Raw genomic sequence first — 21995 nt, forward strand, 5'->3', positions numbered from 1 at the left:
TAGGAGGAGTTGGATGTTCCAGAACGCCGACGAAGTGAAGAAGTACATCGCAGACAACGACGTCAAGATGGTCGACGTCCGTTTCTGTGACCTGCCCGGCGTGATGCAGCACTTCACGATCCCCGCAGGCGTCTTCAACCCGGACGATGAGCTGGCCTTCGACGGCTCCTCGATCCGCGGCTTCCAGGCGATCCACGAGTCCGACATGGCGCTGCGCGCGGACCTGTCGACGGCTCGACTGGACCCGTTCCGTCGCGACAAGACGCTGAACATCAACTTCTTCATCCACGACCCGATCACGGGCGAGGCCTACAGCCGCGACCCGCGCAACATCGCGAAGAAGGCCGAGGCGTACCTCGCCTCCACCGGCATCGCCGACACCGCGTACTTCGGCCCCGAGGCCGAGTTCTACGTGTTCGACAGCGTGCGCTTCGCGACCAGCGCGAACGAGAGCTTCTACCACATCGACTCCGAGGCCGGCGCCTGGAACACCGGTTCGGAGGAGAACAACCGCGGCTACAAGGTCCGCTACAAGGGCGGTTACTTCCCCGTCGCCCCGGTCGACCACTTCGCCGACCTGCGCGCCGAGATCTCCCTCGAACTGGACGCCCAGGGCCTCCAGGTCGAGCGCCAGCACCACGAGGTCGGCACCGGCGGCCAGGCCGAGATCAACTACAAGTTCAACACGCTGCTCGCCGCGGCCGACGACCTGATGCTCTTCAAGTACATCGTGAAGAACGTCGCCTGGCGCAACGGCAAGACCGCGACCTTCATGCCGAAGCCGATCTTCGGCGACAACGGCTCGGGCATGCACGTGCACCAGTCGCTGTGGGCGAACGGCGACCCGCTGTTCTACGACGAGGCCGGCTACGCGGGCCTGTCGGACACCGCCCGCTACTACATCGGCGGCATCCTCAAGCACGCGCCGTCGCTGCTGGCGTTCACCAACCCGACGGTGAACTCCTACCACCGCCTGGTGCCCGGCTTCGAGGCCCCGGTCAACATGGTCTACTCGCAGCGCAACCGCTCCGCCGCGATGCGCATCCCGATCACGGGCTCGAACCCGAAGGCCAAGCGCGTCGAGTTCCGCGCCCCGGACCCGTCGTCCAACCCGTACCTCGCCTTCTCGGCGCTGCTCCTCGCGGGCCTCGACGGCGTGAAGAACAAGATCGAGCCGATGGAGCCGATCGACAAGGACCTCTACGAGCTCTCGCCCGACGAGCACGCGAGCGTCCCGCAGGTCCCGACCTCCCTCGACGCCGTGCTGCGCGCGCTGGAGGAGGACAACGAGTACCTCCAGGCCGGTGGCGTCTTCACGTCCGACCTGATCGAGACCTGGATCGACTACAAGCGCACCCACGAGATCGCCCCGATCGCCCTGCGCCCGCACCCGCACGAGTTCGAGCTGTACTTTGATCTGTAAAGATCGATTGGTCTCTGACCTCTAGGTTCGTGCTGCGGACCCCTCGCCAGTCCGCGGGGGGTCCGCAGCTTTTTTGATCTTGCCCTGCATGACGGCCCCCACGGCGGCCCTGGTCGTCTCCTCCGTGTCCGGCCAGAGGTGACCGTATGTGTCCAGTGTCGTCTTCGCGGACGCGTGTCGCAGGCGATGCTGCACCGTCTTGATATCGGCGCCGGACGCGATCAGCAGCGAGGCGTAGTAGTGCCGCAGGTCGTGGAAGCGGAAGCCCTCAGGCAGCCCCGGCACCTTGTCCCGCACCGCGCGGATCTGCCGCTCGATCGCCCACGTGCTCGCCTGCTCGCCGTCCTCGCGGGCCACACAGTGACGGGCCCGCCGGCCCGCGGCCGGGGGATGGCCGCGACCAACTCGTCCGGCACGGGGATCGCCTCCCGACTCATGTCCGTCTTCAGTGGCTCGGCCGGGTACTGCACCGCCGGCCGGATCTCCCGCTCGGGAAAGGCCACGTCGGCCCGGCGAAGCCCGCACACCTCGCCCACCCGCAGGCCGGCGAACGCACCGAGCAGGACGGCCAGGCGGTACTGCTCGTCGAACGCCTCGTACAGCTGCCATACCTGCTCGGTCGTGGCGACGTAGGGCCGGGGCTTCCCGCCGCCGGGAGAGGTCCGCCGGGAGCAGGGGTTCGACGTCAGTAGCCCGTCGTGGACCGCGTCCGTCATCACCTGCGAGAGCCGGTTGTGCAGCGCGTACACGTAGGAGGGCTTCCGGCCCTCCTTCCCCAGACGGGCCAGCCATGACCGAACCGCGGTCGGCTTGACCGCCGACAACGGCAAAGGCCCGAACTCCTTGCGGATCCGGGCCAGGTGTACGCGTCCCTGTCGCACCGTGGACGGACGGTTCCCCTCATAGGCGGTAATCCAGGTGTCGCACCATTCGTCGACCGTGACCTTCCGGTCCTTCGGGTTCACATAGTTCCCCGTGACCAGGCTCGCCGTCTCCTCGTCGAGCCACCGCTGCGCGTCGACCTTCCGCACGAAGTGCCGCGCGTGCTCCCGGCCAGTGGCGTCCCGATAGCGGGCCCGGTACTTGCCGTTAGGCCTCTTCTTGATGCTGGCCATCCTGCTCCTCTCCTTCGATCTCCGCCTCATCCAGCCGCGTCATGATCTCGTCGACTTCCTCGCCCACTGTCCTATGAAGCGTCGCGCGGATGGTCTCGCGAGTGTGCGGGTGCCGCCTGAGGTAGACCGCGACGTCCCCCAGGGACCGACGGGCCGCCGCCTCCCGGACGATCCAGCGACGGACCGCCCGCTGGGCCTCGATGTGGTCCAGCTCGTTCACGTCGACAGCCATGCCCTCAAGGAGGGCCCCCGGCGTCATGTTGAAGATCGAGGCGAGGGCGACCAGCTCCGTGATTGACACGGGGCGCTTGCTCCCCTCGATGCGCGTGATGACGAGGGGATTGACCTCCTTCTCCATCGCTGCGCCCAGCCGCGCCGCGAGTTCGGCCTGTGACCAGCCGTGTAGCTCGCGAGCGCTCTTCACCTGAGCGCCGAAGGCAGCTCCCACATCCTCAGTCTTCATGTCGTGAAGCGTATGGCGCTAGACGAAGCGAGTCAACGCTGCTAGCTTCAGTCGACATCAGGTGAAGCATGCTTCATGACGCGAAGGAAGGTCATGTCTAAGCGCTATCTCAAGACGTCCGAGGTGGCCGAGCGCTACCGCACGGCTGAAAGCACGGTCCGCTACTGGCGCCACATCGGCTACATCCCGGGCGGCGTCAAGCGCGGCCGGCGGGTCCTCTACGACGAGACGATCCTCGACCGCTGGGACGCTGAGCAGGCGGGGGACGAGGCGGCATGAGCCACGACGCAAAGAAGGGCCTGCTGATGACAGGCCCTTCTCAGGAAGTCTCCGCGGCTAGCGGGGCGACTGCTGCCACGGTACCCCAGCAGCGGGGCCCCGGGCAGCAAGGCGACCTGTTCCCGACGCCCGGCCGCAAGCCCATCGCCCGGCCGCTGGTCCTCATCACCCGAGGCCGGGTGGAGTACCTCGCCCACTGCCCCCAGTGCACCGACTGGCACCGACACGTGCACCTCGGCGACGTCACCGGCCCCTGCGGCACCGAGTACGAACTGCGCAGCCGACGCGGGAGGGCCGCATGAGCAACTGGCAGAACGCCCTCGACAGCGCCATCGAGGCCGGAGCCCGTGGGTTCAGCGTCTTCCCCCTGTCCCGCAACAAGGTGCCCGCCATCCCCTCCCCGCACGACCAGGGGCACTCGTGCTCCGGCCTGCGGCAGTGCGGGGCCTTCGGGCACGGCGTGGGCGACGCCAGCAACGACGCGGACACCATCCGCGCCGCATTCGACCAGGCCCGCCACGCGGCCGGGTACGGCATCGCGTGCGGCGCCGGCCCCGTCCCCCTCGTCGGCGTCGACCTCGACCGGAAGAACGACGTCGACGGGGTCGCCACCCTCAACCAGTTGGCCGACCAGCACAGGTTCACCGTCCCCCAGACCGTGACCGTGTGCACCCCGTCCGGAGGGTTCCACCTCTGGTTCACCGGCCCCTCCGGCACTCACGTCCCCAACAGCGTCGGCCGCCTCGGCCCCGGCATCGACATCCGCGGAACCCGCGGCTACCTCGTCGGACCCGGATCCCGCGGCAAGACCGGCACCTACACCATCCACCCTCGCCTCGCGGAGCCCACCGTCTACCCCATCCCCCAACAGCTGCTCGGCCTGCTCGCGCCCCCGCCACCGCCGGCCTTCCGCCAGCCCCTCCGGCACACGGCGCGGCCCGACCATGCCAGCCGCGTCCTCGACGGACTAGTCCGCGTCGTCGCCGGAGCCGAGCAGGGCACCCGCAACGACCGCCTGTTCTGGGCCGCCGCGAAGGCGTGGGCTCACGTGAAGGACGGGCATCTCGCGGCGGGCGACGTGGAGGCCGCGCTGATCACGGCGGCTGTCGGCGTCGGACTGGGTGACCGTGCCGCCAAGGCCACCGTCGCATCCGCCAGGAAGGGAGCGGGCGTATGACCGAGCCCATCCTGCAGCCCACCACGCCCACGCTCCGCGCCGTCCCCAGCCAGCGGACCGAACAGCACCGCGGACACCTCCGCATGGCCGAACGGTTCGCCGAAGAGCACTCCGACTCGCTGCGGCACGTCCACGGCATCGGCTGGCACTACTGGACCGGAGCCCGCTGGTACCTCGACGAACAGCGCGTCGACATCCAGGCCGCCGTCCGCACCACCAAACAGGCACTCGCCGAATGCATGGCCATGGACAAGGGCGACGAGCGCAACGACCTGTACTCCGACGTCCGCAAGTCCGAGTCCGCGGCCGGCATCGAAGGCATGCTCAAACTCGCCGGAGCGCTGAAGCCCATCAGCACCGCGGCCCGGCACCTCGACGCCGACCCCTACCTGTTCAACACGCCCGGGCAGACCATCGACCTCGAGAAGGGCGAGGTGTACAACAACGACCGCGCCGACCTCATCACCAAGGTCGCCGGCGCCAAGCTCACGGGCGAGGTCAACGACGAGTGGGAAGCCTTCCTCAAACGGATCCTGCCCGACGAGGACGTCCGCGCCTTCGTACAGCGCCTGTTCGGCTACGCCATGCTCGGCAAGCAGACCGAGCACGTCATGCCGATCTTCACCGGCACCGGCGCCAACGGCAAAGGCACCATCCGCGACGCGGTCATGGCCGCCTTCGGCGACTACGCCATCGAGGTCGACCCCGCCCTCCTCATGCAGTCCAAGCACGACCGGCACGCCTCGTTCAAGATGCGCCTGAGGGGGGCCCGGCTGGCGTTCTGCTCCGAGACGGAGAAGGGCCGCAAGTTCGCCGAGGCCACCATGAAGCGCCTCGTGGGCGGCGACCCCATCGAGGCGAACTACATGCACAAGAACCCCATCACGTTCGACCCGTCCCACACCCTGATCATGCTCACCAACCACCTCCCGGAAGTCAGCGGCGACGACCCGGCCGTATGGCGGCGCATCCTCGTCGTGCCGTTCGACGTCGTCATCCCGGAAGACGAGCGCGACGGTGGGTTGCCAGGCCGGCTGAAGGCTGCGACGGGCGCCATCCTCGCGTGGGTGTACGAGGGCTGGCAGGCGTACCGCAGGGAGGGCCTCAAGCCCCCTGAGGCGGTACGGGTTCGGACGGAGCAGTACCGCACCGACAGCGACTCCCTGGGGCGCTTCCTGGCCGAGCGGACTCTGCCCAACCCGCACGGGGTAGTCCGGTCGTCGGAACTCTTCGAGGCCTGGTCCGCCTGGTGTCACAAGACCGGCATCAAAAGCGACGAGGTGGGCAACGCCGTCACCTTCGCCGCCTCCATGCAGGCCCGCGGGTTCGAGAAGAAGGACCGCAAGATCGGGCGTGTCTGGCTCGGCCTGATGCTCACCGGCACGGAGGACGACGAAAGCCCCTGACCTGCACGGGTGGAGGGTAGTGGAGGGTCTCCCGGTTATCTCCATGCGCACACGCGTAGGAAGAAGCGGAAAACCCTCCACTACCCTCCACCCTCCACCCGGCATTCAAGATCAACCACCGCCTTCCCCGCCCGCAAATGCACGTCCCCAACGATGTTCAGGAGCACGCGATGACCGACCCGAAGAACGCAGCCACTACCGCCGTCGCGCTGATCAACGCCGCTAGCCGCGGCGACCAGCAGGGCATCGAGAGCTTGCTCGGCGGCCTCGCCAACGACAGCGGCGAGGCGGACGGCGAGCTGATCGCCCAACTCATCTACTCGCTGGCCTACATGGGCGCGCAGCTCGGCGCCGCAGCCACCGGAGGTGACCCGCAGAAGGTCCAGACCCTCCTCGGACGCATCCTGGTCCGCCAGGCGGGGCTGTAGGTCATGGCCCGCCCCAGGAGGCTCTCCCCCCGGGTCTGCACGGCATGTGGGGCGGGGGTGCGCCGGGGGAGGTACCGGATGTGCCCCAGGGGGTGTGGGGCACGCCTCCACACCCTCCCCAGCGGGCCCTGCATGGACGCCCACGCCCCGGTCTGTCCCAACTACACCTCCCACCCCCTCTCCGAGGAAGCAGCGTGAACGTTGACGACACCGTCCAGCAGCGCATGGTCGCGGCCACGAGACGGACAGCAGCCCAGAAGAAGCAGCGCAAGGAGCTCGCAGCAGCACGCACGGCGGGCCTGACGGCCCGACACAGGGCCAAGCTCGCCCGTGTGCGCAGCACCGAGCAGGCAGCGATGAGCATTGCGCTGGCCGCTTTGAGGCGGGATCATCAGGGTGTAGCCCTGATCCTGGCCTCCATGTCAGCCACTCAGGGCCTCCAAGCGGCCTCTGTGGCCCTTGAAGCCGTCTCCAAGCTCGCCCTGGCAGCCTCTCCGGACCGCATTCGGACCGCGATCGAGGCCCTACGACAGGTCGAAGCGCTCCCCTCGGGGGGAGGGGAGTCGTGATCACGGACCAAGATCGCTTGGACAGCGCCGCGGTGAGCTGGGAACGCACGCGAGGGCCGAAAACCAGTTTTGGAAAGGGGCAGCCGTGGCTGCACAGCGTGACATGAAGATCCCGAAGGGCCTGCGCATCCTCGGACCGGCGCAGCGCGCGCTGACCGTCGCGAAGGACGCCGAGCTGGGCGGCCTCGGCCTGGACTTCGGCGTGGTGCCGGAGCAGCTGGACGAGGCCGGCCGTGCCCGTTGGGACCACCTGGCTCGTGAGTACGCGGGCAACCCGACCCGCTTCCGCGAGGGCGACCGGATGGCGGTCACGGCGTACTGCATGTGGTCGTCGCTGTACCTGGCGGCGTCGCAGGACATCAAGGAGCGCGGTCCGGTAGTGGCCGGCCGGTCGTCCGCAGACCGAAGCCAGGCGGTGCGCAACCCCTACGTGCAGTTTGCCCGCGAGGCGTCGCAGCAGCTGCGCTACTGGGCTCGCGAGCTGGGCTTGACGCCGGACGCCCGGGTGAGGATCGGCCTGGCGGATACGGCTGACGAGGGTCATGACCACGACGACAACCCGTTCGCGTAGGAGGACACGGTGAACACGAAGGCGATCGACGGCAGGACAGCGGGCGGGGTCCGCCTGCTGTGCGTGGTGATGCAGCACGCGCCGACCGAGGTGCTGCCGGACGGCCGGTGGCTGACCGAGGCGTCCGCGGGCCGGCTGATGGACGCGGACGGCGGCGTCTGGTTCATGGGCGACGGGGGCTTGGCGGTCGAGCGGATGCTGCAGCTGCCGTGCCCGTGCGCCTGCTGGGAGTTGACGACGTACCAGGACGGGGCGGAGATCTTCCGCGAAGTGGGCCCTACCAGCTAAAATGACCACAGGTTGATCGACGGCCAGGTCATGTCTCGTCGGCAGCTTGTTCCGGTAGCAGGAAGCCGGGGGTGCAGCGGCGGCCATCGGGGAGACCCGCCCGCCAAGTCGCTCGCCCCAGGCCAGCCTCCCGGTACAGCGCCGGCCGCGCATGTCGTCCGCTCAGTTCGGCGCCGCCCGGACCACCGTTGCAGGCCCGCCCAGCGCACTCGCGCGGCCAGCCTCCGGAGCGTGCGGGAAGTGATCACTACTTCCTGAGGACGACACCATGAGCGAGAACATCGAAGCACTGAAGGCTGAAGCCCGCACCACTACCGAGGAAGCGCGCGCGATCCTCAGCAGGGCCGACGGTGAGAAGCGTGACCTGACCGCCGAGGAAGCGTCCCAGGCGGCCGCTCTCGTGAAGAAGGCCCGGGACCTGCAGGACCGGATCATCGTGGCGCAGAACGCCGAGAAGGCGAAGAACTCCGGCGCCGGCTTCAGTGAGGAGCTGCGCAAGCTGGGCGACAGCATGGCCCGCCCGTCCGCCATGAAGGGCGGCAGCCTGCACCCGCGCGTGAAGGCCGCGGGCGGCTCGGACTGGGGCGAGCAGGTGATCCGCGCGGTGTCCGGGCCGGAGGGCTTCAAGGGCCTGCTGTCGGGCGGCGCGGTTCCGCTGACGGTTCCCCTGGACGCGGAGCCGGTCCGGAGCGGCGTGCCCGCCCTGGTGCTCCGCCAGCTCATCCCGACCGTGTCCGGGCCGTCCCGCTTCTCGTACATGCGGCAGACCGTGCGGACGAACAACGCCACCGTCGTGGCCCGCGGCGCGCTGAAGCCGACGAGCGTGTTCACGATGGAGCGGGTCGACGACCGGACGCGGACGATCGCGCACCTGTCGGAGCCGGTGGCCCGCCAGGATCTCCGGGACGCGCCGATGCTGCAGCGGTTCCTCGACATGGAGATGCGGCTGGGCGTCGAGATGGCCCTGGAGGCGCAGATCATCAACGGCTCGGGGTCGGGCGAGAACATGACCGGCATCGCGAACGTGTCCGGCTCCCAGGCGCAGGCGTGGGTGACGGACATCCTCACGACGACCCGTAAGGCGAAGACGAAGCTCGAGGTGCTGTCGTTCTCGGACGGGGCGGCCTACGTGCTCCACCCGAACGACTGGGAGGTCATCGAGCTCCTCGCCGACAACGAGGCGCAGTACTACCTGGGCGGTCCGGTGCAGACGGTCGACGTGAACGCGCGCCGGCTGTGGGGCCTGCCGGTGGTCACGACGATCGCGCAGACGGCCGGGGTCGGGCACCTGGCGAACTTCAAGCTGGCGACGGAGCTGCAGCTGGCCGAGGACGTCCGCTTCGACTGGTCCGAGAACACCTACGACCCGGACGCGCTGGGCGCCGACGTCGGGGCGTCCGACTTCCAGCGGAACATGATCCGCTTCCGCGCGGAGATGGACGCCGGGCTGAAGATCTACCAGCCGTCCGCGATCGTCGAGATCGACCTCACCGCGTAACTCCCCAGTCAGCGCACCCAGTGCCCGCCCGGCCACGTAGATCCGGGCGGGCGCTGCTGCGTCTACTCCTGGCCGCGCCGCTCGGCGAGGAACGCGACCAGGGACTCGGGCTGATGGAAGCTGTAGCCCGGGTCGGCCGTCCACTTCGTGCCGACCACCAGGACGTGGGCGTCGACCATGCTCGGGACGAACTCCGCAGGTAGCGTCTCGCTCTCGTCCAACTCCAGGAGACGCTGCCGCTTCTCCTCGTCGAGGGTGTTCCACCAGGCTTCGATGTGCTCGTTCTGTTCCATGGCCGGACAGTAGGCCTCGAGCTGGCGTTTTGTGCGTGTTCTGGCAAGTTGGGTACGGGCTTGCTCTCGCCGCTAGTGGATGTCGGGCGGGTCCGCGGGGGTGATGGGCCGACATTCTGGGGCGCCCCAGCAGTGGGCGTGCTGGTCGGGCCGACCGCCGGACGCCGAGTCGACGGGAATCGTCTCGTATTCCGAGCTACGGATCGCCCGGTCGCAGCGGCAACGGATCCGCATCAGGGGACCACTGGGCAGGCGTAGACCTCGAAGGGCAGCCCGTACCCGTCTTGGTGGACGATGACCGTGTCCCGCCATACCCGGTTCTCGGCGAGCGGTCCGGAGCACGCGATGCAGCTCCGGCCCTGGATCTGCTCCCACGACAGCGCACCGACGCCCGGCACGGGCACGTCCTGGCAGCGGGCGAGCGGCGGAGCGAGGTTGCGCTGCTCGCGGCACGGGGCGCAGGCGTACAGCGGCTTGGGCGGGCCCGAGCTCGATTCGCCCCACTGCACCACCAACGCTGTTTCCGAGGGCCCGTCATGCCAGGTGCACCAGCCGCCGGGGAGGACGGGGAACTCCACCGCGCTGGTCTGCTGCTCCGCCATGACGCAAGGATCTTCCGAACGCTGCGTGCGGCTCGATACCCGGACGGTAATCTCACCGTGGGATGACTTCCCCACAGCCTTGGGATCCGGGGGCCGGGCCATGACGACACCACTGGTACCGATCGAGCTCCCCAGCTGGGCATGGGAGCGGGCCGACGTTCGCGAAGCGCTCCGGGCCCGCGATGTCGGGGCGACGTTCCGGCACGTGCAGCAGTACGCCGGGGCCAGCCAGGCGCGAATCGCCGCCGCGGTCGGCATGACGCAGGCCCGCGTCAACGAGATCATCAACCGGCGCCGTGCAGTCTCCAGGCTGGACGTGTACGAGCGGATCGCGGACGGCCTGAACATGCCCGACGATGCACGTCACTTGCTCGGCCTGGCCGCTAGTCGCGAGAAGCGGACGGGCGGTGCGGCGTTCGACCTGGCCGCCTTCCCTGAAGTCGTGCGGGTGTACTCGTCGCAGGCGTCTGCGCGTGAGGAGATCCAGCAGCAGGCGCGCACGGCGAAGGAGTTGGACATCTTGGCCGTCCGCGGCCTCGGCCTGATCGGGCTCAACGACTCGATGCTCCGCGCCCACCTCGGCCGCGAGGGCGGGCAGCTGCGGGTGCGGGTGCTGCTTCTCGACCCTGAGTCGCCGGCCCTGGCTCAGCGGGCCGCGGAGATCGGGGAGTCCGCCGAGTCTCTCGCCGGGGGCGTGCGGCTGGCCGAGGCCCGCCTGCGGGAGCTGTCGGGGATCTGCGACATCGAGGTGTACCAGTACGGCATGCTGCCCACGTGGCGGCTCATCCGGACCGACTCCACCCTGTTCGTCGGCGCGTTCGACGCCGGCTGGGAGGGCCACGAGTCGGCGACGTACAAGGTGATGGAGACCCCGCACGGGCCGCTGTACCGCGGGTTCCGGCGGATGTTCGAGGCGGTCATCGATGGGGCTGAACGCACGGTCTGACAGGGAAAGGGGACGACAGGTGATCGAGGCAGAGCTGAAGGCCAGGGTTCAGTCACCGGAGGCGGTCATGCGCGCGCTCGACGAGCGGGCCGCCGCTCGTGTCGAGGTGTACAAGGACACGTACTACGACGACCTCGAGGGCGCCCTCGAGAAGGCCGGCCAGGAGCTGCGGGTCCGCACCGTTCACGGCGTCGACGACACCCGGACGGTGCTGACGTACAAGGGCGCGGTGGTCGACGAGGAGTCGGGCTCGAAGCCCGAGCACGAGACCCGCGTCGAGGACGCCGAGGCGGTGCACGCCATGCTCCGCGGCCTCGGCTACGTGCCGGTCATCGCGTTCGAGAAGCGGTGCCGGAACTACGACCTCGACGAGCTGGGTCGCCGCATGCTCGCCACGCTGGTCCGGGTGCCGGAGATCGACGGCACGTTCCTGGAACTGGAGACGCTCGCCGACGAGGATGACCTGGCCGCGGCTCTCAGCGACGTGCGGTCCGTCCTGGCCGAGTTGGGCATCGTCGAAGCGGACCTGACGCGCGAGCTGTACACGGACGCCGTGGCGTCCCATCGGGGTGGCTGACACCTGGGGGTGTCAGGGCGGGGTGTCAGGGGGGTGTCAGCTCGTGCGCGCGCACGCATTACCTAAGGCGGACGGGGGTGTCAGCGGCTCTGACACCCCCGCTGACACCCAATCGAGGTGTCAGCGGGTGTCAGTGCAGGTCAGATGGGTGTCAGCGGGATCAAGCGGTCCTGCTCGACGTCTGCTCGCCGCTTGCTCGGCCTGCTCGACTGCAGGTCAGCTCTTGCTCGACGCCTGCTCGCCAGCCGCTCGGAGTGATCCACGAGCAGCGGTCGAGCAGAACCTGACCTGCAACGGAGCAGGCCGAGCAGCGCCCGAGCAGGGGTGCGATCTGCGCATTTCAGGCACCGATCAGGCCCTGATCTGCGCTGCTACGTCGCAGGTCACGGGCCGATCAGGCCGCGATCAGCGGACAAATCTCCCGGAATCACCCCGGACAGTGACCGGTATGTCCTGGACATCCCCCGGACAGAATCCCTTATGTCCCGGAAATCCCCCGGACAGCAGCTGGACAGTGTCCGGGTCATTCCGCCCCCATTCCGGCCTCTGTCCGCCCCCCATGCCGGGACATACCGGTCACTGTCCGGGTGGTGTCCACCCGGCGGATGCCCGGTTTGCCCCCGGCAAGACCCCGGCTATGACCCGGCTATGATCACTGCCGCACCGGCCAGTTGCCGGGGTCTTGCCGGGCTATAACCGGGTCATAGCCGGGGTCTTGCCGGGGGCAAACCGGGGTCGTTCACCCGTTCATTCACTCGCCCTGGACGCGAACGTCACCGCTTGCTACGCGCGCACGTGCGCGCACTAGCCGCCCGAAGTGACGCGGCAGATCGAGTGAATGTGGCGCGGCACTTCGCGTCAGCGTCACCGTCAGAACCGCTGGTCGGCCAAGGTTCGGGGCGCCGGTACCGGCGTCAGTGCCGGTACCGGGCGCGGTACTCAGTACCGCCTACGGCGCTCCGCGTCGATGGCCGCGAGACGTCCCCGCAGTACCGCCAGGCCGTCGCGGTACCGGTCGACGTTGGCGAGCAGCTGGTCGACGCCTGCCAGGTCCAACTCCAGCCCGTCGTCCTTGAACTCCGACAGGTGCAGCCACACGTTCGCCGCGGCCGGCCCCGGCGCGGTCGAGTGCAGGTTCAGCTCGGCCGCCAACACCGGTACCGGTACCGGCGCCGGGTAGTTCGCCCGGTCGCGCGGCAGGGCCAGCTCGAGGACGTCGCCCTTGTGGTAGCAGTCGTCAGCGTTGTCGTCCCAGTAGCCGTGGTCGACGACGCACCAGTCGGGGCAGCGGATCGTCGCGACGGCGCCGCCGAGGGTCGGGCCCGTGTACGTCTTCGGGGGCATTTGCGATGCGGCCTGCGGTCGGATGGTCTCCATGCCGGTCACAGCCCCTTCGGGTAGGCGCGGTCCACGGCGCGGTACGCGGCCTGGATGAACGGCTTGATCGAGTCGTCGATGTCGCCCCACTCTGCGTACCCCTGGGCCGACCGCTCCAGGTGCAGGAAGTTCTCGTAGGTCATCTGCAGCTCGATGGACTCGCGGATGAACTCCACCGACCAGGAGTCGGGGCTCTCCTCGCAGTTCCCGGCCGCCAGGTCCAGGGCCGCGGCGAGCATGTCGCGGGTCATGGCCACCTGCAGCGTGATGACCGCGTGGACGTCCTCGCCGGGGTCGGTCGCGCCGAAGATGTCGGTGGGCGGCGTCGGCGTCGGATAGGTCGGACGCAGGTCCTGCGTTCCGTCGCGCTGGGTGTAGAGAATGGTCATGGTTCCGCCTCCAGTGGCGTTGGACCGGGGCCGGCTCGGGGTGCATCCCGGGCCGGCCGTTCTCGTTGTGCGGTGATCACTTGCGCGGTACCGCGAAGATCACGTTGCGGTGTCCGCGAAGCAGTGGAGCCCTTTACCGCCAAGCCCTCGGGAGGCTTGGGAGGCTTGGGCTCAGAGCCCTTGGGGGTATTGGGTGGGAGCCCCCGGGGGAGATGTGGAAGACGCTGCGGGAACGCCCCTCGCCGGGCCGACCCCTTTTGGGATTCGACCTGCAGCGACAGGCCCGCCCGTGGCCCCCTCCTGGCGCCGCCTGATTAGGGATTCGACCTGCGGCGACAAGAGGGGGGAGATGGGTCACACGCTGGGCGAACTTGCCGCCCCGCAGGCGTCCCGCCACAGCTGGTGCTGGCGCACGTTCCGCAGCAGCAGAGCCGCCACCGTCCACGGCAACCGGTCCCCCTTCGACCAGTTGCACGGTGCGCACGCCAGCACGAGGTTCCGCTGCCGCCAGGTCTTCCAGAGCGCGCGCGGCACGTAGTGGTCGAGGGTCGCCCCGACCATGTCCGCCGCGAACGGGCGCCGGCAGTGGAAGCAGCGCGGCCCGTCCCGCTCAGCCAGGTTCCCGACGATCCGCGCGCGAGTCACACGGTCCGGCCGTCCGCGGCTCATTCGCCGACCCACCCGTCCCGCGCGATCCGCTGCACCAAGCTCCGGCACAGCCGCGCCCCGCACAGGTCCCCGCGCGCCTCACAGTCCGCCAGACCCTCGAACGCGACCACGAGCGACGGAAGGGGCCGGGCCGACTTCACGACCCGACTGACGGCCGCCTGCTCCGTCGGGCGGCGGACAACCGCGGCGCCCATCACTGCGCACCGCGCTTCGACGGAACCTCGAGGTCGAACGTCTCGGGCATGAACGACACGGTCGCCTGGTTCCGGAAGCTGTACACCAGCCACGCCTCGCGCAGCCGCTCGGCCGACCGCCGGTAGGCCCGGCCCTCGGACTCGCGGCGCCACGTGGCGGCCTCCAGCTCCTTGCGCCACTGCGCGAGGACGACCAGCAGGGCCTCGACGTAGTCGCTCGCCGCGTCCATCTCGCCCGCCTCCTCCTCCAGGACGAACAGCTTGTCCGCGGTGATGTCCCGGAAGAGCAGCTCCCAGTAGTTCGAGCTCATCACTCGCCCCCGCCCTGGATGGCCTGCAGCTGCCGCCGGAGCGGGAGCAGCCCGTACAGGGCGTGCGCGGTCACCGCCGCGGCCAGGTTGGCGAGGCTCGTCGGGTCGAACTCGTGGTGCTCGCCCTCGATCTCGACGGCCACCGTCACCCCGCGGCCGCTGCTCTCGGCGAACGGGTACTGCGACAGGAACGCCGTCAGGAACGACACCCGCCCGAAGCCGGGGACGTCAACCGTGGCTGACAGCTCCTCGCCCTCGTGGTGGATATCGGCGCGGGCGGTACGGGAGAGGTGCTCCCCGCGGCACCAGGACGGCTCAGGAACCGCCAGGGTGCCGTGGTCGGACGTCTGCACCGTCACGGTGCGGCCGGCGCTCACGCTGCGCTCCGCACGTACAGGCGGTTCGCCAGCAGCTGCCGGATCGCCCGCTCGCGCATCAACGACGTCAGCCGGCGGTCCACGTTCACGGTGTGCGTGCCGTCCGGGTGCGCCAGCAGGTGATTTACCAGCGTCTCGTCCGGACTATCGAGCCCAACGACCGTCGCCCGGAACACGCGGAGCAAGTACGGGAGCGGCATCGTCTCAACGTCATCGGGCGACAGGCCGTGCCACGCACCCTCGACGGCCAGGCCGCGGGCGTTGTAGAACGCCGCGTGCTGCTCGGTGCGCGCCTCGGCCAGCTGCTCGGCCAAGCGGCCCAGGCTCGCCAGGTACGCGTAGGTGCGCTGGATCTCGGCCTGCAGCTCGGCGGCCGACAGGTAGCCGGTCTGCTCGCCGTCGTCCTCGGAGGGGACCAGGGCCGCGTGGACGCGGTCCGACTCCCCGTCGTGGGCGTAGGGGTACTGCTCGATCCGGACCGACAGCACCTCGATGGTGCTGCCGTCGGCCAGCTCGAAGGGGAGGGACAGCTTGTCGCCCTGGTGGAGGAGCTCGCCGGGGGCGATGCCGTGCTCGGCGTCGTCGGAGTGGTCCACGGTGCACCACGACGGGCACGGCGCGGTCAGGAAGCCACCGCCGACGAGCGGGTACGTGATGGTGCGGCCGGCGGCGGGCTTCAGGGACTCGCGGTCAGCGGCGGCCGGTTGCGACGGGACCGCGGCCAACTTCGGCGCCGGACGGAACATCCGCGGCAGATCAGCGGGCAGGGGTACGGTAGGGCTCATGGTTCGACTCCCTCTACTCAGGGTTCGGATCGCAGGCCCCGTCAGGTGGTGACACACCAGACGGGGCCGTTCCCGTTTCCGGGGCGGTCTGTGTAGCTACACGCTAGACCCGCGTGTAGCTACACCGCAAGCCCTTCGCTTGGGTTTCCTGTAGCTACACCTTCGACTCCCTGGTCATTGCCCCTGTAGCTACGGACCGGTACCTTGGCCTCATGGCCAAGACACCCACCAAGCCGATCCGCATCTCCCCGGAGCTGTGGGACGCGGCAGGAGACGCGGCGGCGAAAGCGACGCCCCCCACTGACCGATCCGCGCTCGCCCGCGAGTTCTTCGCCTGGTACGCCCGGCTGCCCGGAGCCAAGATGCCGAAGCGGCCGCCGCTCGACACGCAAGGTGACGGCGCGCAGTCCGCAGGCAGTCCGCAGGACGATCAATAACTCCTAGCGCGAGCCATCACGGGTCAACGCTAGAAGCTGCAGGTCAGCGTGATATGGGGACGTTCTTCCTGGTGGCAGAATCCGTGTCCGAGTTCGAGCTGTACTTCGACCTCTAAGCCGCGCCGCAGCACCCACAAGGGCCGCCACCTCCCCCGGGAGGTGGCGGCCCTTGCTGCGTGGACGGCGCGGTGAGGCGCTCGGGCTTTGGTTGCGGGGCGCATGCAGCCGGCGTACAGTTTCTTGTACGTCGAGGAGGTTGGCCATGAAGACGATGACGTACTCGGAGTCCCGGGCGCGGTATGCCGAGGTGCTCAACTCCGTCACTGACGATCGTGAAGAGGTCGTCATCACCCGCGCCGGACACGATCCCGTCGTCATAGTCTCCCTTGAGGACTACCAGTCGCTGAAGGAGACCGCGTACCTTCTGCGGAATCCCGCCAATGCGCGTCGGCTGCTCGCCTCCATCGATGAGCTGGAGAGCGGTGGCGGCGCGGTGCGCGACCTGGTGCCCGACGAGTGAAGGTCACCTTCGCTTCTCGCGCCTGGGAGGACTATCTGTGGTGGCAGATCCAGGACCGGAAGATGCTGAAGCGGATCAATGCGCTCATTGCCGACATCGCGCGGAACGGAAACGAGGGGATCGGGAAACCGGAACCGCTCAAGCACGGATTCCAGGGCTACTGGTCCCGCCGGATCAATGACGAGCACCGGCTGATCTACAAAGCCGTCGAAGACGGCGTCCTCGTCGCCCAGTGTCGCTACCACTACGAATGACCGTGCACGCGTTCCGCCGGGGCGTCGTTCGCATGACGGCCCCCGTCGCCCTCGGCTGAGGTGGCGGGGGCCGGGTGCGTCGTGAGTGCTCGCACGCGCTGCCTCAGCGCACGGCCGGCATGCCGTTCGTCAGGGCGTGGAGGGCGTGGACCGCGAGGGTGGCGGGGGAGCCCGGGCCCGTGGTGGGGCCGTCGCCCGTGGACCAGACCTCCAGGGCGACCCGGATGGCGTCGGTGGCCGCCGCCGCGAGGAGGCGTACCGCCAGGGCGTCCGCGTCCGGGCCGGCCAGCCGTGCTATCAGGGGGACCAGCTGTTCCTCGGACTCCTGGTTGACCCGGTACCAGACGGCCCGCAGGGCGGGGTCGCCGGCCGCCGCGCGCAGCAGGCCGCGGGTCACCTCCAGGCCCTCGCCGATGACGAGCGGGTCCGTGAGGGAGCGGGTGACGGCGCGCTCCAGGGCTTCGGCCAGGGGGGTGCCGGGGTGCTCCTCGGCCAGTAGGGCCCGCCACTCGTCGCCGCCGCCCGCGAGCAGCGGCGCCACGGCTTCCTGTTTGTTGCGGAAGTAGCGGTAGAACGTGCGCAGTGCGACGCCCGCGCGGTGCGCGATGTCCTCGGCGGTGGTGCCGTCGGGGCCGTGTTCGGCGAAGAGTTCGCAGGCGGCGCGGGCGATGTCCAGCTGGGTGGCGGCCTTGCGCCGTTCGGTCAGGGACTGCGCTGCGGGGCCGGGCTGGGGAGAGTACGGACGGGGAGATCTCACCCCCGAAGCCTACCTCTGCCCATCACATTGGACGGCATTCATTGTCATGCTGGCAAAACGTGCCATCGAGTCGTACGCTCGGTCCCATGAACCGTTACGAAGGACGTCGCGTCCTCATCACCGGCGGTGGCTCCGGCATCGGGCAGGCCACCGTCCACCGCATCCTGTCCGAAGGCGGCCGGGTCCACACCGTGGACGTCAGCGAGGCCGGCCTGAAGGCCACCGCCGAGCGGGCCGCGGCCGACGGGCACGCCGCAGCGCTCACCACCGCGGTCCTCGACATATCGGACGAGGCCGCCGTACGGGCCGGAGTGGCCGAGGCCGTCGCGGGCCTCGGGGGCCTCGACGTACTCGTCAACGCCGCCGGGATCCTGCGCTCCTCGCACACCCACCAGACGACGCTCGACTTCTGGAACCAGGTCATCACGGTCAACCTGACCGGCACCTTCCTGATGATCCGCGAGGCGATCCCGGCGCTGATCGAGGGCGACCAGCCGGTCGTCGTCAACTTCAGCTCCACCTCGGCGTCCTTCGCCCACCCCTACATGGCCGCCTACGCGGCGAGCAAGGGCGGCATCCAGTCGATGACCCACGCCCTCGCCGCCGAGTACAGCAAGCAGGGCGTGCGCTTCGTCGCCGTCGCCCCCGGCTCCATCGAGAGCGGGATGACCACGGGCAACGGCCCCGGCCTGCCCGAGGACACCGACTGGAGCCTGTTCACCAAGCTGGCCCCGGCCCTCGGCCAGGGCTTCGCCGGACCGCAGACCGTCGCGGGCGTCGTGGCGATGCTCGGCTCGGAGGACGGCGCCTTCATCACCGGCACGGAGATCCGCATCGACGGCGGCACGCACTACTGACGAGCGGGACCTCAGCCGCCGAAGCGGTCCCAGAGCCGGGGGAAGTGCTCCGCCAGCCCGGCCTCGTCCTCCAGGTCGAGCACGGCGCCCTCCGGCTCTGCGGCCTGCTCGGGAATGCCCAGGTCCGGCGGCTGCGCGCCGGTCAGCTGCTCGTACGCCTCGTCGGCGGCGTACCCCAGCTCCTCGCCGTCCCCGTCGATCTCCTCGTCGAAGTCGTCCAGCAGCTCCGCGAGGTGCTCCGGGTCGTGCACCGCGCCCTCGAAGACCTCCCGGCCCTGGCCGATCAGCCAACAGCGGAAGAAGTCGAAGGCGTCGTCGCTCGCCCCGTTCAGCAGGACGGCGGCCGCCCCCCACAGCTCCCAGGTGTACGCGCGGTTGTACCGCGACTCGAAGTGCCGGGCGAAGTCCAGGACGGAGTCCGGGTCGAGCCGCACCAACCGTTCCACGAGCAGGTCGGCATGGTCCTCGGGGTCGCCTCCGGCGGCCGCGCGGGTGCTGTCGACGATCTCCCAGAACTCCGTCTCGTCCATCACCGCTCCAGCATCACGGTTGCGACCCCCACCCGCCACCGCGCGTACGGCGAAAGGCCGGTGTCCGCCCCCGGAAGGGGTGGACACCGGCCTTTCGGCTCAGTGCGTCAGTGCGTCAGTGCGTCAACGCGTCGGCGCGTCGGCCGCGCCGCGGCTCAGAGGCCGTAGCGCTCGCGGGCTTCCTTCACGGACGAGGCCGGGACCTCGCCGCGGCGGGCCAGCTGGGCCAGCGCGGCGACCACGATCGACTGGGCGTCGACGCCGAAGTGGCGGCGCGCACCCTCACGGGTGTCGGAGAGGCCGAAGCCGTCCGTACCCAGCGAGGTGTAGTCCTGCTCGACCCACTGGCTGATCTGGTCCGGGACCTGACGCATCCAGTCGGAGACGGCCAGGACCGGGCCCTGGGCGCCTTCCAGCGCGCGGGTGACGTACGGCGTGCGCACCTCGCCGCGCAGCAGGGCCTCGTCGCACTCCAGCGCGTCGCGGCGCAGCTCGCCCCACGAGGTGGCGGACCAGACGTCGGCGGCGACGTTCCACTCGGCGGCGAGGAGCTTCTGCGCCTCGAGGATCCAGTGGATCGCCGTGCCGGAGGCCATGAGCTGGATCTTCGGGGCGTCGGTGGCCGGGGCCGCCTCCGCCAGGTCGGCCGCGGTGTTGAAGCGGTACAGACCCTTGATGATGCCTTCCTCGACGCCCTCGGGCATCGCGGGCTGCACCTTCGGCTCGTTGTAGACCGTCAGGTAGTAGAAGACGTCTTCCGGCTGCTCGCCGTACATCCGGCGCAGGCCGTCCTTGACGATCACCGCGATCTCGAACGCGAAGGCCGGGTCGTAGTTGAGCGACGCCGGGTTCGTGGACGCGATCAGGTGCGAGTGGCCGTCCGCGTGCTGGAGGCCCTCGCCGGTCAGCGTGGTGCGACCGGCGGTGGCGCCGACGATGAAGCCCTTGCCGAGCTGGTCGGCGAGCTGCCACATCTGGTCGGCGGTGCGCTGCCAGCCGAACATCGAGTAGAAGATGTAGAAGGGGATCATCGGCTCGCCGTGCGTCGCGTACGACGTGCAGGCGGCGATGAAGTCGGCCATGGCGCCGGCCTCGGTGATCCCCTCGTTGAGGATCTGGCCGTCCTTGGCTTCCTTGTAGTACATGAGCTGGTCGCGGTCGACCGGATCGTACGTCTGGCCGAGCGGCGAGTAGATGCCGGCCGACGGGAAGAGGGACTCCATGCCGAAGGTGCGGGCCTCGTCGGGGACGATCGGCACCCAGCGCTTGCCGGTCTCCTTGTCCCGCATCAGGTCCTTGACGAGCCGGACGAAGGCCATGGTGGTGGCCATCTCCTGCTTGCCGGAGCCCTTGAGCAGCGGGGCGAAGGAACGGTCCGCCGGCGCGGGCAGGGCCACGTGCTCGACCTTGCGGGCCGGGGCCGGGCCGCCGAGCGCCGCGCGGCGCTCGTTCAGGTACCGCACCTCGGGGCTGTCGGCGCCCGGGTGGCCGTAGGGCACCTGGCCGTCGACGAAGGCGCTGTCCGGGATCGGGAGGTCGAGCTTGTCGCGCATGCTCTTGAACTCGTCGACCGTCAGCTTCTTCATCTGGTGGTTCGCGTTCTTCGACTCGAACCCGGCGCCCAGCGTGTAGCCCTTGACGGTCTGCGCGAGGATGACCGTCGGAGCACCCTTGTGCTCCAGCGCGGCTTTGTACGCGGCGTAGACCTTGCGGGGCTCGTGGCCGCCGCGGGAGGTGTGGAAGCACTCGATGATCTTCGCGTCGGACAGTACGCCGGCCAGCTGCACGAGCTCGGCGTTGGCGCCGAAGAAGTGCTGGCGGATGTAGGCCACGTCGCGGGTCGCGTACGTCTGGAACTGCGCGTCCGGTACCTCGCGCAGGCGGCGTACCAGGGCGCCCGTGGTGTCGAGCTGGAAGAGCTCGTCCCAGGCGGAGCCCCACAGGGACTTGATGACGTTCCAGCCGGCGCCGCGGAACTGGGCTTCCAGCTCCTGCACCACGCGGAAGTTCGCGCGGACCGGACCGTCGAGGCGCTGCAGGTTGCAGTTGATGACGAAGGTCAGGTTGTCGAGCTGCTCGCGGGAGGCCAGGGCCAGGGCGGCGGTCGACTCCGGCTCGTCCATCTCGCCGTCGCCCAGGAAGGCCCAGACGTGCGAGTTGGCGGTGTCCTTGATGCTCCGGTTGTGCAGGTAGCGGTTGAACCGCGCCTGGTAGATCGCGGAGAGCGGGCCGAGGCCCATGGAGACCGTCGGGAACTCCCACAGCCAGGGCAGGCGCCGCGGGTGCGGGTAGGACGGGAGGCCGTTGCCGCCCGACTCCTGCCGGAAGAGGTCGAGCTGCTGCTCGGAGATCCGGCCGTCGAGGAAGGCGCGGGCGTAGATGCCGGGGGAGGCGTGGCCCTGGATGTAGAGCTGGTCGCCCGATCCGTCGGCCTCCTTGCCCCGGAAGAAGTGCTGGAAGCCGGTCTCGTAGAGCCAGGCCGCCGAGGCGAAGGTGGCGATGTGGCCGCCGACGCCGTACTTGGAGCCGCGGGTCACCATGGCGGCCGCGTTCCAGCGGTTCCAGGCGGTGATCCGGGCTTCCATCGCCTCGTCACCGGGGAACTCCGGCTCCGCGGCGGTGGGGATGGTGTTGACGTAGTCCGTCTCCAGCAGCTTCGGCAGCGCGAGGCCGGCGGCCTCGGCGTGCTGGAGCGTGCGGCGGAGCAGGTATTCGGCGCGGCGCGTACCGGCGGCCTGTGCGACGGCGTCGAGGGAGGCCGCCCATTCGGCGGTCTCCTCGGTGTCGCGGTCCGGGAGCTGGTCGAGCTCGCTCGGAAGCTTTCCTACGGGGTCGGACATCGGTGTGCGCCGCCTTCCGGACAAAGGAGAGGTGGTGGAGAAAATCCCTGACGGGCAGGACAG

30 protein-coding genes are annotated in these 21995 nt (G+C 69.5%); 16 read left to right on the plus strand and 14 right to left on the minus strand.

Translation table 11 applies throughout. The features are described from left to right. Window positions 1–13 precede the first annotated feature (13 nt). On the plus strand, window positions 14–1423 hold the full coding sequence (gene glnA, locus ACIQWR_RS28520; RefSeq protein WP_404015196.1) for a type I glutamate--ammonia ligase: 1410 nt from the start codon (window positions 14–16) through the stop codon (window positions 1421–1423). Window positions 1424–1444: 21 nt separating this feature from the next. Here the strand turns inward: glnA and ACIQWR_RS28525 are convergent, their stop codons facing one another. From ACIQWR_RS28525 to ACIQWR_RS28535, 3 genes are read right to left on the minus strand one after another with little or no spacing between them, the layout of a single operon-like run. After that, window positions 1445–1741, minus strand: coding sequence for a tyrosine-type recombinase/integrase (locus ACIQWR_RS28525; protein WP_404015606.1), 297 nt, complete (start codon window positions 1739–1741; stop codon window positions 1445–1447). After that, a complete protein-coding gene (xerC, locus tag ACIQWR_RS28530) occupies window positions 1645–2538 on the minus strand; it encodes a tyrosine recombinase XerC (RefSeq protein WP_404015631.1) in 894 nt (297 codons plus the stop codon). The genes ACIQWR_RS28525 and xerC overlap by 97 nt, the downstream gene beginning before the upstream one ends. Beyond that, a complete protein-coding gene (locus ACIQWR_RS28535) occupies window positions 2513–3001 on the minus strand; it encodes a helix-turn-helix domain-containing protein (protein WP_404015198.1) in 489 nt (162 codons plus the stop codon). The genes xerC and ACIQWR_RS28535 overlap by 26 nt, the downstream gene beginning before the upstream one ends. Before the next feature lie 93 nt (window positions 3002–3094). Here ACIQWR_RS28535 and ACIQWR_RS28540 point away from each other — a divergent pair, with 93 nt between their 5' ends. From ACIQWR_RS28540 to ACIQWR_RS28580, 9 genes are all read left to right on the plus strand, one after another. Continuing rightward, window positions 3095–3280 (plus strand): helix-turn-helix transcriptional regulator, encoded by a 186-nt coding sequence (locus tag ACIQWR_RS28540; protein ID WP_404015201.1) that lies wholly within the window; start codon window positions 3095–3097, stop codon window positions 3278–3280. Further along, window positions 3277–3582, plus strand: coding sequence for a hypothetical protein (locus ACIQWR_RS28545; RefSeq protein WP_404015204.1), 306 nt, complete (start codon window positions 3277–3279; stop codon window positions 3580–3582). Before ACIQWR_RS28540 ends, ACIQWR_RS28545 begins: the two co-directional genes overlap by 4 nt. Then, window positions 3579–4457 carry a bifunctional DNA primase/polymerase gene (locus ACIQWR_RS28550; protein ID WP_404015205.1) on the plus strand — a complete coding sequence of 293 codons (879 nt, stop codon included), beginning with the start codon at window positions 3579–3581 and terminating at the stop codon, window positions 4455–4457. Before ACIQWR_RS28545 ends, ACIQWR_RS28550 begins: the two co-directional genes overlap by 4 nt. Next, window positions 4454–5863, plus strand: a complete 1410-nt coding sequence (locus ACIQWR_RS28555) for a phage/plasmid primase, P4 family (protein WP_404015208.1) — start codon at window positions 4454–4456, stop codon at window positions 5861–5863. The genes ACIQWR_RS28550 and ACIQWR_RS28555 overlap by 4 nt, the downstream gene beginning before the upstream one ends. Before the next feature lie 170 nt (window positions 5864–6033). Continuing rightward, complete coding sequence (locus tag ACIQWR_RS28560; RefSeq protein WP_404015210.1) at window positions 6034–6291, plus strand: hypothetical protein; 258 nt, start codon at window positions 6034–6036, stop codon at window positions 6289–6291. Window positions 6292–6485: 194 nt separating this feature from the next. Continuing rightward, on the plus strand, window positions 6486–6860 hold the full coding sequence (locus ACIQWR_RS28565; protein ID WP_404015213.1) for a hypothetical protein: 375 nt from the start codon (window positions 6486–6488) through the stop codon (window positions 6858–6860). 85 nt (window positions 6861–6945) lie between these two features. Next, window positions 6946–7431: a phage terminase small subunit P27 family gene (locus ACIQWR_RS28570; RefSeq protein WP_404015216.1), complete on the plus strand. Its 486-nt coding sequence runs from the start codon at window positions 6946–6948 to the stop codon at window positions 7429–7431. A gap of 9 nt (window positions 7432–7440) precedes the next feature. Then, a complete protein-coding gene (locus ACIQWR_RS28575) occupies window positions 7441–7719 on the plus strand; it encodes a hypothetical protein (protein ID WP_404015217.1) in 279 nt (92 codons plus the stop codon). A 268-nt stretch (window positions 7720–7987) separates the two neighbouring features. Then, the gene (locus tag ACIQWR_RS28580; protein WP_404015220.1) at window positions 7988–9217 is read left to right on the plus strand and encodes a phage major capsid protein; all 1230 of its coding nucleotides are present in this window, start codon (window positions 7988–7990) and stop codon (window positions 9215–9217) included. 62 nt (window positions 9218–9279) lie between these two features. Here the strand turns inward: ACIQWR_RS28580 and ACIQWR_RS28585 are convergent, their stop codons facing one another. Together ACIQWR_RS28585 and ACIQWR_RS28590 are read right to left on the minus strand one after the other, a co-directional pair. After that, complete coding sequence (locus ACIQWR_RS28585) at window positions 9280–9510, minus strand: hypothetical protein (protein ID WP_404015222.1); 231 nt, start codon at window positions 9508–9510, stop codon at window positions 9280–9282. Between the two features lie 233 nt (window positions 9511–9743). Then, complete coding sequence (locus ACIQWR_RS28590) at window positions 9744–10112, minus strand: hypothetical protein (RefSeq protein WP_404015224.1); 369 nt, start codon at window positions 10110–10112, stop codon at window positions 9744–9746. 100 nt (window positions 10113–10212) lie between these two features. Here ACIQWR_RS28590 and ACIQWR_RS28595 point away from each other — a divergent pair, with 100 nt between their 5' ends. Further along, a complete protein-coding gene (locus tag ACIQWR_RS28595; RefSeq protein ID WP_404015227.1) occupies window positions 10213–11058 on the plus strand; it encodes a helix-turn-helix domain-containing protein in 846 nt (281 codons plus the stop codon). Between the two features lie 19 nt (window positions 11059–11077). Continuing rightward, window positions 11078–11635: a class IV adenylate cyclase gene (gene cyaB, locus ACIQWR_RS28600; protein WP_404015230.1), complete on the plus strand. Its 558-nt coding sequence runs from the start codon at window positions 11078–11080 to the stop codon at window positions 11633–11635. A 939-nt stretch (window positions 11636–12574) separates the two neighbouring features. On the opposite strand, the gene ACIQWR_RS28605 is transcribed toward cyaB, so the two are convergent. From ACIQWR_RS28605 to ACIQWR_RS28630, 6 genes are all read right to left on the minus strand, one after another. Beyond that, window positions 12575–13012: a DUF6907 domain-containing protein gene (locus tag ACIQWR_RS28605; RefSeq protein WP_404015233.1), complete on the minus strand. Its 438-nt coding sequence runs from the start codon at window positions 13010–13012 to the stop codon at window positions 12575–12577. A gap of 5 nt (window positions 13013–13017) precedes the next feature. Further along, the gene (locus ACIQWR_RS28610; protein ID WP_404015235.1) at window positions 13018–13401 is read right to left on the minus strand and encodes a hypothetical protein; all 384 of its coding nucleotides are present in this window, start codon (window positions 13399–13401) and stop codon (window positions 13018–13020) included. Between the two features lie 354 nt (window positions 13402–13755). Continuing rightward, entirely contained in the window at window positions 13756–14046 is a 291-nt protein-coding gene (locus ACIQWR_RS28615) for an HNH endonuclease (RefSeq protein ID WP_404015238.1), read from the minus strand. A gap of 217 nt (window positions 14047–14263) precedes the next feature. Further along, window positions 14264–14575 (minus strand): hypothetical protein, encoded by a 312-nt coding sequence (locus ACIQWR_RS28620; RefSeq protein WP_404015240.1) that lies wholly within the window; start codon window positions 14573–14575, stop codon window positions 14264–14266. Continuing rightward, a complete protein-coding gene (locus tag ACIQWR_RS28625) occupies window positions 14575–14952 on the minus strand; it encodes a DUF6907 domain-containing protein (protein WP_404015243.1) in 378 nt (125 codons plus the stop codon). Before ACIQWR_RS28625 ends, ACIQWR_RS28620 begins: the two co-directional genes overlap by 1 nt. Then, the gene (locus ACIQWR_RS28630) at window positions 14949–15737 is read right to left on the minus strand and encodes a DUF6907 domain-containing protein (protein ID WP_404015246.1); all 789 of its coding nucleotides are present in this window, start codon (window positions 15735–15737) and stop codon (window positions 14949–14951) included. Before ACIQWR_RS28630 ends, ACIQWR_RS28625 begins: the two co-directional genes overlap by 4 nt. Window positions 15738–15949: 212 nt before the next feature. Between ACIQWR_RS28630 and ACIQWR_RS28635 the strand changes: the two genes are divergently transcribed. The 3 genes from ACIQWR_RS28635 to ACIQWR_RS28645 all read left to right on the plus strand — a co-directional run bounded on the left by ACIQWR_RS28635 (window position 15950) and on the right by ACIQWR_RS28645 (window position 16948). Further along, window positions 15950–16174 (plus strand): hypothetical protein, encoded by a 225-nt coding sequence (locus tag ACIQWR_RS28635; protein ID WP_404015248.1) that lies wholly within the window; start codon window positions 15950–15952, stop codon window positions 16172–16174. A 262-nt stretch (window positions 16175–16436) separates the two neighbouring features. Next, entirely contained in the window at window positions 16437–16694 is a 258-nt protein-coding gene (locus tag ACIQWR_RS28640; protein WP_404015251.1) for a type II toxin-antitoxin system Phd/YefM family antitoxin, read from the plus strand. Further along, window positions 16691–16948, plus strand: a complete 258-nt coding sequence (locus ACIQWR_RS28645) for a Txe/YoeB family addiction module toxin (RefSeq protein WP_404015254.1) — start codon at window positions 16691–16693, stop codon at window positions 16946–16948. The genes ACIQWR_RS28640 and ACIQWR_RS28645 overlap by 4 nt, the downstream gene beginning before the upstream one ends. A 103-nt stretch (window positions 16949–17051) precedes the next feature. Here the strand turns inward: ACIQWR_RS28645 and ACIQWR_RS28650 are convergent, their stop codons facing one another. Continuing rightward, window positions 17052–17705, minus strand: a complete 654-nt coding sequence (locus ACIQWR_RS28650) for a TetR/AcrR family transcriptional regulator (RefSeq protein WP_404015257.1) — start codon at window positions 17703–17705, stop codon at window positions 17052–17054. 86 nt (window positions 17706–17791) lie between these two features. On the opposite strand from ACIQWR_RS28650, the gene ACIQWR_RS28655 reads away from it, so the two are divergent. Then, complete coding sequence (locus ACIQWR_RS28655) at window positions 17792–18562, plus strand: SDR family NAD(P)-dependent oxidoreductase (RefSeq protein WP_404015260.1); 771 nt, start codon at window positions 17792–17794, stop codon at window positions 18560–18562. 11 nt (window positions 18563–18573) lie between these two features. Here the strand turns inward: ACIQWR_RS28655 and ACIQWR_RS28660 are convergent, their stop codons facing one another. Both ACIQWR_RS28660 and aceE read right to left on the minus strand, forming a co-directional pair. Continuing rightward, on the minus strand, window positions 18574–19092 hold the full coding sequence (locus tag ACIQWR_RS28660; protein WP_399266845.1) for a DUF4240 domain-containing protein: 519 nt from the start codon (window positions 19090–19092) through the stop codon (window positions 18574–18576). A gap of 155 nt (window positions 19093–19247) precedes the next feature. Further along, on the minus strand, window positions 19248–21932 hold the full coding sequence (gene aceE, locus ACIQWR_RS28665) for a pyruvate dehydrogenase (acetyl-transferring), homodimeric type (protein ID WP_404015264.1): 2685 nt from the start codon (window positions 21930–21932) through the stop codon (window positions 19248–19250). Window positions 21933–21995 lie beyond the last annotated feature (63 nt).

Origin of the sequence: Streptomyces sp. NPDC098789 (genome assembly GCF_044759975.1) — a bacterium.
Lineage (GTDB): Bacteria > Actinomycetota > Actinomycetes > Streptomycetales > Streptomycetaceae > Streptomyces.